This window comes from Streptomyces sp. NPDC046805 (genome assembly GCF_040645355.1).
Classification (GTDB): domain Bacteria; phylum Actinomycetota; class Actinomycetes; order Streptomycetales; family Streptomycetaceae; genus Streptomyces.
Genome location: NZ_JBEYYC010000021.1, coordinates 1 through 12,091, shown reverse-complemented (window position 1 = coordinate 12,091; position 12,091 = coordinate 1). Strand labels below are relative to the sequence as shown.

At 70.9% G+C, this 12,091-nt stretch carries 7 protein-coding genes and 1 pseudogene; 3 read left to right on the top strand and 5 right to left on the bottom strand.

The genetic code is table 11. The features are described from left to right. The first annotated feature begins 383 nt into the window (after window positions 1–383). Complete coding sequence (locus ABZ910_RS22425; RefSeq protein ID WP_361367802.1) at window positions 384–527, top strand: hypothetical protein; 144 nt, start codon at window positions 384–386, stop codon at window positions 525–527. Between the two features lie 421 nt (window positions 528–948). Here ABZ910_RS22425 and ABZ910_RS22420 read toward each other — a convergent pair whose 3' ends face one another. Further along, window positions 949–1,923, bottom strand: a complete 975-nt coding sequence (locus ABZ910_RS22420) for an XRE family transcriptional regulator (RefSeq protein ID WP_361367799.1) — start codon at window positions 1,921–1,923, stop codon at window positions 949–951. Between the two features lie 71 nt (window positions 1,924–1,994). Between ABZ910_RS22420 and ABZ910_RS22415 the strand changes: the two are divergent. Together ABZ910_RS22415 and ABZ910_RS22410 are read left to right on the top strand one after the other, a co-directional pair. After that, a pseudogene (locus ABZ910_RS22415) lies at window positions 1,995–2,210 on the top strand (hypothetical protein); the annotation flags it as partial. Between the two features lie 238 nt (window positions 2,211–2,448). After that, a complete protein-coding gene (locus ABZ910_RS22410) occupies window positions 2,449–3,741 on the top strand; it encodes an MFS transporter (RefSeq protein ID WP_361367796.1) in 1,293 nt (430 codons plus the stop codon). 38 nt (window positions 3,742–3,779) lie between these two features. Here the strand turns inward: ABZ910_RS22410 and ABZ910_RS22405 are convergent, their stop codons facing one another. From ABZ910_RS22405 to ABZ910_RS22390, 4 genes are all read right to left on the bottom strand, one after another. Further along, window positions 3,780–4,424, bottom strand: a complete 645-nt coding sequence (locus tag ABZ910_RS22405) for a maleylpyruvate isomerase N-terminal domain-containing protein (protein ID WP_361367794.1) — start codon at window positions 4,422–4,424, stop codon at window positions 3,780–3,782. After that, window positions 4,408–5,607 carry a glutamate-cysteine ligase family protein gene (locus ABZ910_RS22400; RefSeq protein WP_361367791.1) on the bottom strand — a complete coding sequence of 400 codons (1,200 nt, stop codon included), beginning with the start codon at window positions 5,605–5,607 and terminating at the stop codon, window positions 4,408–4,410. Before ABZ910_RS22400 ends, ABZ910_RS22405 begins: the two co-directional genes overlap by 17 nt. Window positions 5,608–6,003: 396 nt before the next feature. Next, window positions 6,004–8,763, bottom strand: a complete 2,760-nt coding sequence (locus tag ABZ910_RS22395) for an NB-ARC domain-containing protein (protein WP_361367788.1) — start codon at window positions 8,761–8,763, stop codon at window positions 6,004–6,006. A 313-nt stretch (window positions 8,764–9,076) separates the two neighbouring features. Then, window positions 9,077–11,503, bottom strand: coding sequence for a SpoIIE family protein phosphatase (locus tag ABZ910_RS22390; RefSeq protein ID WP_361367785.1), 2,427 nt, complete (start codon window positions 11,501–11,503; stop codon window positions 9,077–9,079). Window positions 11,504–12,091: the final 588 nt, after the last annotated feature.

Here is a 12,091-nt window from a genome sequence, read left to right as displayed (position 1 = left end):
GGCGAACACCGTGACCGGGGCCTGCGGGACCCCCGGAGTCCCGGGTGCATGGAGGGCGTTCACACTCGCTGGCATGACCTGGGGCTGGGCGTGAGCGGCCGGAGGAGCACCCGCGATCGCAAGTGCCGCCAGGGACACCGATGCAGTGCGGGTGCACCAAGAGAGTTTCATTGCGGAAATTTCCAGTACCTCTTTTCCAATCGCCACGGCGTACAGGCAACTGCGGACATGGGAAGGCATCACACAGACATGAGGCAGCCCTGACCATTTGCCATGCACCCGGAAAGGAAACCTCCCCATACTCCAGCACATGTCCCAAAAAACGGACGCCCGACGAGCTCGACGATTGCATTTTTCACACCGCCGACCGAAGCATCAGTCACTTGGACACCACGGTCCGGCGCCGCTTGGCCTTCCTGCCCGTGGGGCCCGACCCGGATGCCGTGTCCGGCACGGTCGGCCCGCTGCATCTGGCGACGTTCTTCGAGGCCCTCAACACCCGCATCGCCCGGCACGCCTTGGAATGATCCATGTCCTCGGTATCGGCACCCAGGCCTGCCCGGAGCAAGCAGCAGCGTGGGTCCGGACTGCGCTGCCATGAAACGCACGCGGCGGGCAACTACGCGCGTCATCCCCTGAGCCGGAAGTCAGCGACGACGAATCGGGCCGCGGACTGCTGATCGTCGCCGCCCTGATACTCGATGACGACCGCGGTGTTGTCGGGGAACCAGCAGTGGCGCGTCATGGCTGGAAGACCAGGTCCCCTTCGTCCACGTCAGAACCCGAAGGCCTGTGCTCATTCGGAGTCGGTTCAGGTTCGAGGAACTCGCGCATCCTGTCCACGTCCAGGCCGGTGTACGCGGCCAACGGGCGGAGAGTGGTCTCGCCGGCGAGGTACGCCTCGTACAACAACTGGGCTGGGCGGAAAGGCAGTCGCTTGGCGTGCGATCACGTCTCGCGGGCCTCGAAGACGTCACTCTGCCCGGTCAGCCAGTGACAGGCCTGCGTCGTGAGACCGCGCAGTCTGTTCGCCGGCTCCGGGTTGATGACGCCCAACTGGACCATCCGTGCCGCGAGAGCGCTGGGGGAGACCTGGAAGCGCACCACCAGTGAGGTGAGTTGTTCATCCGTGAGGTCTCCTCCCTGCACGGCCGCAATGATCTCGCTCCGCGGCATCAGGAGGTTGGCCGCGAACACATTGGCACGCACCTCGGTCAGGTCCTTCTGGTGCCCTGGGGCCAGATGTGTCTCTGTCAGCAGATCCTGGGCGTCCCTGGCCAGGATGTGACCGAGCTCGTGGGCGAGAGTGAAGCGCTGACGCGTCGGGACGCCGGTTCGGGCGATCATGATGAGTCGGAATCCGTCCACCTGCCAGGCGGCGCCGTCGATCCCATCCGGCAGCCCGATCTTCGCCACGTCTACGCCGAAGGCACGCTCCATGGCCTGGAGGAGATCGGCGGTGTCCAATCCGCCCATGGCCGGCGAGCCCGCGGCGGCGAGTTCAGCGAGTGCGTCATCCGCGAGGGCGGCGCCCTGATCGACGTACCGCTTGAGGTCGGCGCGGACAGAGGGCAGTTCCGGCAGCTCAGGCGACAGGCCGAGGAGGTCGATCACCTCGTGTGCCGTGGTGAATCTTTCGACGAGGTCCTTCAGCCTGCCCCGGCCATGCTCGCCGCCCGTCGGCGCGCTGGTGCGAGCCGCGAAGGCAGGGCGCAGCGGTTCACGCCCGGTCAGCAGCCAATCGACCGTGGTGTTGCCGAACTCCGCGATCCGGGCGAGATCCAGAGACGTGAATCTGCGGACACCGCTCAGGGACTTCGACACCTTGTCGGGCGTCAGCCCGATGGCTTCGGCGAACGCCGCTTGGCTGACCGAGGCCGCCGTCATGACTTTGCGTGCACGGTCGGTCACAGTCTCACCCATGGCTTCACCATACGAGAGGATGCGAAAATCGCAACACGAACTGTCGAGCTGTTCCTCGTCGCACGAGTCCGGGGCTGGGGTTCCGCTGCGTGGCGGTCCTCGGGGTGACGGCGAGTGTTGTGCCGTTCGGGCGTGAGGTCACGCCCGCTTCCGTGGACGCGCTGCAGCACGCAGCGGATCTGCTGCGCGAACGGTGCCTGCTGTTCGTGGCCTGCACGCGGGCGCGGGAGGCGCTGGCCGTGTCGTGGAGCGGGGTGGCCAGTTCGTTCGTGCCGCAGAGTAACTGACGTGTGTTCCGGGCAGTTTGAAGGCCATCGGCGCGGTTCAATTCACGCGCACAGAGAATTTCCCGGCATACCGTCAGCTCACCCGGCCGACCCTTTCCGGACATTCACCGGCCGGACGCCGTCAACTCCCGCGGGACGCCCTCCCTTGCCGCGAGCAGGCTTAATGTGTGCTCCGAGCGGCTTTACCAGTCGGCTTTACAAGTTGGCTTTACGTGACGGCCTGGGGGATGGGACTCGCTTGGACACGCAAAAGGCGCGGAAGACGCCGAAAACGCCGAAGGCACGGAAGACGACGTTCGTCAGGCTGCGCCGCGTCGGCGCGCGGGGGCGCGGCAGCACGTGGGTTCCGGCTTCCGCTCTCATCCTGATCGCGGGAACCCTCTTCTCCCGCGTCGGCGACTCGCTCGCCTCCATCGGTCTGGTGCTGGACGCCGCGCACCAGGGGCTTCGCTGGGGCGTGACGGAGGTGTTCCTGGCCGAGCTCGTGCCCACGGTCGTCGCCGCGCCCGTGATCGGGGCCCTCGTGGACCGGCTCAGCGCCCGGACGGTGTGTCTGTGGGCCCTGGCTGTGCAGGCGTTGTCCCTCGGCACCGCCACGGTCGTCGACGGCTTCCATGTGCGGGTGGCGCTCATCGCCGTGTCGGGGCTGGCCGGGGTGGCCTCGGTGGCGGCCGGCTTCAAGATGCTGCCCGCTGTCGCGGGTGAGGAGCACACGGGCCGGGCCAACAGCCTTCTCACGGCCGGGCTTTCGGCGGCGGGGCTGCTGGGGCCGGCGCTGGCAGGGCTCCTGCACTCCTTGTGGGGTACGGCCGTGCTGCTCGGTGCGGACGCCGTGTCGTTCCTCGTCCTGGCCTGGTGCACCGCGCTCGCCGTTCCGCGCTCCGTGGACGTGACGATCGGCCGCAAGGCCGCCTCGAAGCTCTCGGACGGCTACCGGGCGCTGCGGCACGCGCCGGTCGTCGGCCCGTTGCTGCCCGCTCTGGCCGCGGCGATGCTGGCCACCAGCATCGAGGTGGTCGCGGGTGTGTACTACCTGCGCGGTGTCGCCCACGGCAACGACACCGTCTTCGGGCTGTTCCTGGCGACCTGGGCGCTGGGCGCCGTCCCGGGGGCGCTTCTCGCGGGTCGCGCGCGGTGGTCGTCCCGGCATGCCGCGCTCATCCTGGGCGGGGTGCTGGGGATCTCCCTGGGGCTGCTGTTCATCGGCATCGTCCCCGTGGCCGCGGTGATCTTCCCGCTGTCCCTGCTGGGGGGCTTCGGCAACGGCGTGTGCAACGTCGGGCTGCGCAACGCCGTGCACACCCGTGTGCCGGCCGAGGTGCACGGCAGTGCCTGGGCCTGTTTCCAGGCCCTCTCCCGTTGCTGCATCGGGCTGGGCTATCTGCTGGGCACCCCCAACAGCCTTGTCTCCAGCCGAGGTCAGGTCATCATCTCCGGTGCGATTCCGCTGGTTGCGGTCGTGGTGGCGATGCTGATGACGGTCCGGCGAAAGGATGCCGTCCTCGGGGAGGCATCCCAGGCCTCCACCTGACGGAAGCGGTCTCGGCCTCCTCCTTCTGCGCTCTGCCCTCAGCCCGCTCTCCGTCCCGACGCCGTCAGCACCGCCTCCCACGGGTCCGGGCCGGCGGCCAGGCTGAGGTAGGCCATTCCCGCACCGAAGGCACGGGCCAACTGCCAGGGCGAGGTGGGGCGGTGGGTCGTACCCCAGGACACGGCCAGGTCCCACGCGTGCACCTGCCATTCCACGGCCAGCACACCCACCTCGTGCCCCACGCTCCACGCCTCGCCGCGGTAGGTGTAGGCAGGCTGCTCCCACAGTCCCGGCGCGCCTTCGGCCAGCGCCAGATAGTCGTCCGCAGCCTTGATGAAGCGCGCCAAGTGCTCGCGGCCGTCCGTCGTCGGGAGCGCCGCCAGCGCCCTCTCGTTGTGAGCGGCGAGGGCCCGCTCCGACAGGACCTCGGCGGGCGGCTCGCCGGTCAGGAGGCGGGAGAGTGTCTCATAGCTCTCCTCGGCCGTGCACCGCAGATGGGCCACGAGGTCGCGGGCCCGCCACGGTGCGCACGGTGTCGTCGCCTGCCAGTCGACGGGGGCGGTGTCCGCGAGAACGCGGATGCGTTCGATGCCCTCCCGGAACAGCGCGCACTGCTGTTCTCGCGCCGGGACTGCGCGGGCGGCGGCGACGTGGAGGAGGCTTCGGTCAGATCTGGTAGGCACGTACGTACGCGTCAGGGTGCCGCAGTTCGTCGTCCCAGCGGGCCAGCAGCCGCTCGGCGGGCGTGATGCCGCTGTCGAGGATCTCCCACAGGGGCCCCAGGTACGACAGCACCTTCTCCTTCTCGAGTCCGCTGCGCACCCTGGCCGCCAGGCCCTGTTCGGCCAGTTTCAGCAGGGTCGCCGCCAGCTCCGTCACGGGGGTGTCGGCCACGGTCGCGCGCAGGCCGGACACGGCGACATCGTCGGTGGCCCGCTCCATGTCGGCCAGCGTGAACCCGGAGAGGAGTTCCCATGCCGCGTTACGTGCGTCCTTGTCGTACGTCAGTCCGGTCCACAGCGCCGGGGCGGCACCGAAGTCCGGCCACGTCAGACCGTCCCAGGCGCGTAGTTCAAGGGTCTTGCGCACGCGCACCTGCGGCCATGTCTGGCTCAGGTGCAGCAACCAGTCCTCGTCCGAGGGCATACGGCCGTCCGCGAATCCGGACTCGAGAATCCGGCGGAACGACCGCCCGCTGTCGCCCGGGCGGTACCCCTCGGCCGTCTTCCGGTAGATCACCGGCAGGTCGAGGGCCCATTCCACGACCTCGTCGGCCAGCAGCCCGTCGTTCAGCGCGAAGGGCAGCACACCGCAGCGCGCGGGGTCGATCTTCCGCCAGAACTGCATACGGCGGGAGAGCGCGCCCGTGGGCCTGCCGTTCTCCACAGGGGAGTTGACGAACAGGGCGCTGAGGACCGGGGAGACGGCCGCCTGCATTCTCAGCTTCTCGCGCAAGTCCGCTTCGGACGTGTGATCGAGGGAGGTCTGCGTGGACAGGGTGAGACCCATGACGCCGTCCGCGAGCGACCCCGCGTCGCCGAGGCCGCGGAAGAAGTCCCGCATGATCTGCACCCGTGGCTTGGGCAGCCAGGGAACCTCACTCATCGGTGTGAACGGCAGCATCGCACCCGGCAGTACGGCGACGCCCACGCGAGCGGCCGCCCGGGCCACCCGGGGCAGCTCCCGCTCCGCGTGCTCGATCGCCTCGACCACGGAACCGTGTCCGCCGGCACGCGTGGAGTACTCGACGGCACAGCCCATTTCCAGCGTGATCTCGCCACCGTCGGGCCTGCGGACACCGACCAGATGACCCCCTTCGGTGATCTCCTCGCCGCCGCCGTCCTCGAGCAGCGTCTCGAGAACCATCCGGGCACCAATCGGCCCCTGATACGGGACACTTAGCCCCGTCCGCGGGTCGACCAGACCGCACTCGATCTCGATTCCCACGCACTCGCCCCGACCCTCGGGGGAACGAAAGGGACGGTGAAGGTCCACCCCGGGAAAGGGTGAATCACCAGTCATTGGGCCCTCCAGATGGTGTTCGCGCCGCCGACTCGGGCTCGGCCGGGCCGGGTCTTTCGGCGCTCGGCCGACGCGATATGCCCAGAGGGTACACAAGCCCGGTGGGGCTCGCGGTACGCAACGCCAAGGCCGGGCAGGCGACTTCACCCGCCCAGGGCGGGCCCTCCGCTGGCCTGTCGGTTCCGCGATCCGGCCGCAATTCGTTCCGCTATCGAACCCACCTGTTCCGCGCGCGAAATCTCATTCGAGAACCGACCTGGCCTCGGCCCTCACCTGCTGCACGATCCGCCGCCCGCGACGGCCCCGCGCCGCCCGGGAGAAGGAACGCAGCGCCTCCGCGGCGTCCCTGCGCGCTCCCAGGTCGCCGAAGACGGTCACCGCCGTCACCAGGCTTCTTCCGGCGTCGTCCGCACTGCCCTCGGCGAGCTGCGCCCGAGCCAGTTGTGCCAGGCAGGAGGCGCGATCCCAGTCGGCCTCCATCCGGTGGAACACCGCTTCGACGTCCGTCAATCGTGCGCGCGCGGAGGCCGCCTGGCCGTCGGCAAGCTCCGCGGCTCCGAGGCACCACTGGGCCTGGGCCTTCCAGTAGTCGCTGTCGACCTGTTCGAAGACCGCGAGGGCGTTGTTCGCCTCCGACACCGCCTCCGCGTAGCGCCGCTCGGCCACGCGCAGCCAGGACAGGAGGCGCTGGACCCGGCCGACCTGCAGCTTCAGTTCCAGACCCCGGTAGGAGTGCAGCGCCTCCTGCAGACATCGCTCGGCGTCGTCGTGCTGTCCGGCGTCGAGATACACATGGCCCAGCTCGTGCAGGGCCGCCGATTCGTCGATCGGGCTGCGCAGGTCCCGGAAGAGCACCTCGGCACGGTCCGCGTAGGCTATGGCATCCGCGAACTGGCGCTCGACGCGGGCCGCGGCGGCCAGGCCGATGAGGGTCCGGCCCTCCAGGAGGCGGTCGCCCTGCTGGTGAAAGCTCACGCGGGCCTCGTTGAGACACCGGATCGCCTCGGCGCCCCGGTGCATGGAGATGTAGACGAAGCCCAGATGGCGCTGGGCGCGTGCTTCGCCGATGGCGTCCTGTGCGGCGCGGGCGGCCTCCAAGGCTTCCTTCGCGGTCTGTTCCGCCAGCGGGAACCAGCCGAAGACGCGCAGCGTGTCCGCCCGGGAGCGCAGGGCCGCGGCCTTGCCGTAGTTGTCTCCGGCCTGTTCGAAGCTCTCCACCGAGCGGTCGAGGCAGTCGGCCGTCGGGGCCATCTCGCCTGCCGCGCGGTGCAGTTCGGCGGCGCCCAGTTCTAGCTGTCCGAGACCGAGGTGGCTGTCGGCCCGGGTCGCGGCGGCGATGCCGTACTCGATCGTGGTCCACCAGCTCTCCGTGCTGGAGAAGAGGCCCGCGACGCGGGCGGCGGCGCCCGCGATCCGCCAGCACGTCTCCCACTGCCGAGCGTCGTGCTGTTGCTTCACCACGGCGGACAGGCCCGGATACTCCCAGGTGAACCAGCGCACGCCGTCCCGGCCGACCTGTTCGGCCAGGACGACGTCGGCGAGGACGTGGTCGGGGACGGCGAGGCCGCCGTACTCGGGCTGCGGTGTCAGGGCGCCGTGGTGGTCGATGGCCGCACGGGCGACGGCGGCGAGGCGGAGGTAGCCCCACACCAGCCGTTCCCATGCCGCGTCCCGGCTCTCCTGGTCGACGGTGGCCAGCAGTCGCTGTTCGGCGAACGCCCGGACGAGGTCATGCAACTCGTAGCGTACGTACGGCAGTTCCACGGCGACGCCGACCAGTTGCTTCTCGACGAGCTCGTCGAGCAGGGACTCGGCGTCCTCCACGCTCGTGCCCAGCAGGGCGGCCAGCGTCCACGAGCGGAAGGTGAACTGCACGTGCCCGTGCACCAGCAGGCCCAGCAGGCAGAAGGCCCTGGCGCTTCGCTCGCCCAGTTCGGCGTAGCTCAGCTCGATCGACGCGGCGACGTCGTCGCTGCCGCTCTTGAGCACCTTGAGCCGCTGCCGTTCGTCGTGGAGGCGCGCCGCGTGCCAGGACAGGGGCCGGTAGCTCCGGGCGCGCACCAGCCGTCCCATGATCCTGAGGGCGAGCGGCAGTCCGCCGCAGCCCTCGACGATCTTGTACGCCGACTGCGGGTCCGCCGCGATGAGTTCGTGGCCGGCCACGTCGGCCAGCAATTCGAGCGAGTCCTCGCGGTCCATGACGTCGACGGCGAGCGACGACACGGACGCGTCGCGGATCGCGGTGAACTCCTCGCGCCGGGTCACGATCACCAGACACCGCGGTGAACTCGGCAGCAGCGGGCGGATCTGCCGCTCGTCCTTCGCGTGGTCCAGGACGATGACGACGCGCCGCCTGGCCAGCAGCGTCAGATACGCGGCGATGCGCTCGGCGAGGCCGGCCGGCGGACGGGTCGCGCCGAGGTTGCGCAGCAGGAAGGCCAGGGCCGCCTCGGTGTCCTTGAGGGCGGTGCGCAGGTCGACGTAGAGCACACCGTCGGGGTAGTCGTCCTGGACGTCGTGGGCGTACCGGATGGCCAGTGCGCTCTTGCCCACTCCACCCTGGCCGTGCAGGGTCACGACGGGCAGCCTGTTGTCGTTCCTGGCCTCGTCCACCGCGGCGGAGATGGCCCGCAGCGCCTTCTCCCTGCCCACGAGCCGGGGCGACGGCGGCAGCGTGTTCGGCGCCGGCATTTCCTGGGCTCCGACCGCCGCGTTCACCCCGCCTCCAACCACCGGCGGGAGCGGTGAGGCGGCGCCGTCGGTCAGTCCGTGGGCCTCCCACGCCCATGGTCGGCGCCCCGAGCCGCCGGGCAGCACCTGGAGCACCGCCGCTCCTGCGGACAGGACCGCCACGCACAGAACGCCCAGGACGTTGGGGCTGCTTGCGCCCGCTCCGGCGATGAGCTGCACGGCGGCGGCCGCCCCCGTGGCCACGGAGACGGTGATGGGCGCGATCAGACGCCGCAGCAGCCGCCGCGGGGATCTCGATCCGTGCGTCATCGCCGTCCCCCGTCACCTGTTCATCGGGTGTTCGGTTCACCGGCGCCCGATGGAACGACCCTGCAACGATGTCCCGCCGGGTTCCTGATCAACACCCGGAATCCCGTGCGGAGTTGACGAGACAGGCGACCCAGTTCACTTACGGTCCAGTACGGTTTGTCCCCTGTCAAGGACGTAGAAGGACGCGGAAACACCGTGTGCCGGGCCGCCGTTGGACCGGGAACGGAGCCGCCGGGACGTCGGGTCCACTGACCTGCCGTATCGCCGCCGGCGCGGGCGTCGACGCCGGGACGCGGGTTCCGGGGTGGCGGCGTCAGGCCGCCGGTTCCGGGGTGGCCTGCGGGGCCGGAAGGGGCTGCTCGGCCCAGATGATCTTGCCGGTGCCGGTGTGCCGTGTGCCCCAGCGCTCGGTGAGCTGGGCGACCAGCAGCAGGCCGCGTCCGCCCTCGTCGAAGATGCGGGCCCGGCGCAGGTGCGGTGCGGTGCTGCTGGCGTCGGAGACCTCGCAGATCAGCGTGTGGTCCTTGATGAGGCGCAGCTGGATCGGCGCGGTGGCGTGGCGGATCGCGTTGGTCACGAGCTCGCTGACCACCAGTTCGGTGACGAAGGCCAGCTCGTCCAGCCCCCAGGCGTGGAGCTGCGCGGTCGTGCGCGCACGGACCTCGGCGACGACGGCCGGATCGGCGGGCAGGTCCCACTGGACGACGTGCCGGCTGTCCAGCGCGCGGGTGCGGGCGACGAGCAGCGCGACGTCGTCGGGCGGCCGCCCGTCGATCATCGCCTTGAGCACGATGTCGCAGGTGGTCTCGAGCGAGGGAACGGTGTCGGCGAGGGCCGTGCGCAGGGCGCGCAGGCCGATGTCGACGTCACGGCCGCGGCCCTCCAGCAGGCCGTCGGTGTAGAGCGTGAGGAGGCTGCCTTCGGGGAGTTCGACCTCGACGCACTCGAAGGGCAGTCCGCCGAGCCCCAGGGGCGGTCCGGTGGGCAGTTCGAGGAAGTCCACCGCGCCGTCGGGGGTCACCAGAGCCGGCCAGGGGTGGCCGGCGCTGGCGAGCGAGCACTTGCGGGAGACCGGGTCGTAGACCGCGTACAGGCAGGTCGCTCCGAAGCCGGCGGTCGGCGGCGCGGCCCCGGTCTCCAGCCCGGTGCTGACGCGGACGACCAGGTCGTCGAGGTGCGCGAGCAGTTCGTCCGGCGGCAGATCGACGTCGGCGAGGGTGCGTACGGCCGTCCGCAGCCGTCCCATGGCGGCGGAGGCGTGCAGTCCGTGGCCGACGACGTCGCCGACGACGAGGGCGACGCGGGCGCCGGAGAGCGGAATGACGTCGAACCAGTCGCCCCCGACACCGGCCTGTGAGCCCGCGGGCAGATAGCGTCCTGCGACCTCTACGGCGGCCTGCTCGGGAATCCCCTGCGGCAGCAGGCTGTGCTGGAGGGCCAGGGTCGTGCTGCGCTCGCGTGTGTAGCGGCGGGCGTTGTCGATGCAGACCGCGGCGCGTACCGCCAGTTCCTCGGCGATCCGCAGGTCGTCCTCCGTGTACGGCGGGGAGGACGGGTCCGTACGCGTGAAGAGGACGATGCCGAGGTTCACGCCGCGGGCGCGCAGCGGCACCGCGAGCAGCGAGTGCGGGTGGTTGCGCCGCACCCAGTCGGCCCGGGCGGGGTCCTGGGCCAGCCAGCGCACGATCTCGGGATCGGTGACCCGGTGCATGACGGCGCGGCCGGTGGCCAGGCAGCGTTCGATCGGCGAGTGCTCCGGGTAGGCGGCCGGGGCGCCGACCGCCACGGCGGGCGGCACGGTGGAGCTGACCGCCGTGCGCCGCAGCACCAGGGAGCCGCCGACGGGGACCGGTGCGATTTCGTCGCCGTGCAGTACGGCGTCGAGCAGGTCGACCGAGACGAAGTCCCCGACGTCGGGCACGGCCACGTCGGCCAGTTCCTGGGCGGTGCGGGCCACGTCCAGGCTGCTGCCGATCCGCGTGCTGGCCTCGTTGAGCAGCGCGAGGCGTTCCCGCGCCGCGGACTGCTCCGAGAAGTCGAGCGCGGCCAGCTGCACCCCGTGCACCACTCCCGCCGCGTCCTTGAGGGGGGCCGCATGGACGAGCCAGGCGTGCGCGTGGGGCTCCCCCGGTACGCGCACGTAGTTCTCGATGCACTCCGGCACCCCGGTCGCCGCGACCCGGTCGACGGCCTCCTCGGGGCCCGCGAACCGCGGATCCGTCATGTGCTCGGTGATCCGGCGCCCGCGGATATCCGCCTCCGACGCTCCGAGCTGCCGCGCCATGGGGGCGTTGATCCGCAGGAACCGGCCCTCGGCGTCGTAGATCGCCAGGGCGAACGGGGACTGGTCGAACGACCAGCCCAGCAGTCGGCTGCCCTCCCGGCCGTCCTCCCCCTCCTGCTCCGGGACGGCCTCCAGCAGCCAGCCGGTCCCCCCGCCACCGAGGGCCAGCGGACGGCCCCGCAGCCGGCAGTCCACCTCATGCCCGTCGCGGTCGCGCAGCGCCACCGACCCGGCCCACGGCTCCTGTCCGGCCATCCTCGCGCGGGCGGCCGTGGGCAGCGGCGACGCCAGCAGATCCGCGGCCGGCCGGCCCAGGGCCTCGGCCTCGGAGTATCCGAGCAGGCGCTGCGCACCGGAACTCCAGCCCGTGAGCGTTCCGTCCGGGGCGACTACGGCCATGGCCTCGGCGGCGAAGGGGGCACCGGGTTCACGGCCGCTGGTCGCGGGTGTGTCCATGGTCGCTCATCTCCCCTTCGCATCCTCGACTCAAGAATCCCTCAGGTGGCAGGCATCGAGCATGCTGGGCGGGGAAGCCGGGGCAGGCGCTCCGGCCGCGGTGGCGGGGCAGTGAGTCGGCGGGACGGAAGTCGGGGGTTGCGCGCCAAGCGTTGCGCGGCTTGGCCCACTCGGGTGATACCCACCCGGGCCCCCGACCGACGCACTACAGGGCGAAGACGCCGTACGAGAAGCCCTCGGCCCTGATCGAGTCCGCCTCGACCGTGACACCGGAGCACTCCACGGCGCGCGCCGCTGACAGGCCCGGGCGGACGGCCGGGACCGTCGCCGGTTCCCGGCGGGGGCCGACTGATCGCGCTGCGCCGAGCGACGCCGGAACTCGGTGCCGCGGGGAGCGTCGAGGTCGTGCACGACGGCTACCCGTTCGCCTACCTGCGCGGCGGCCGCTACCTGGTCGTGGTCAACCGTTCCTAGAGACTGAGCGGGAGTGAGCCCTGCTGCCAGGACTCGTGCTCAGTCGTGTGCCCCGAACGGTGTTGGGCACGCTGGTCTCCCGCGTTCGCTCCGCGTCCGGTCCCAGCGGATCGT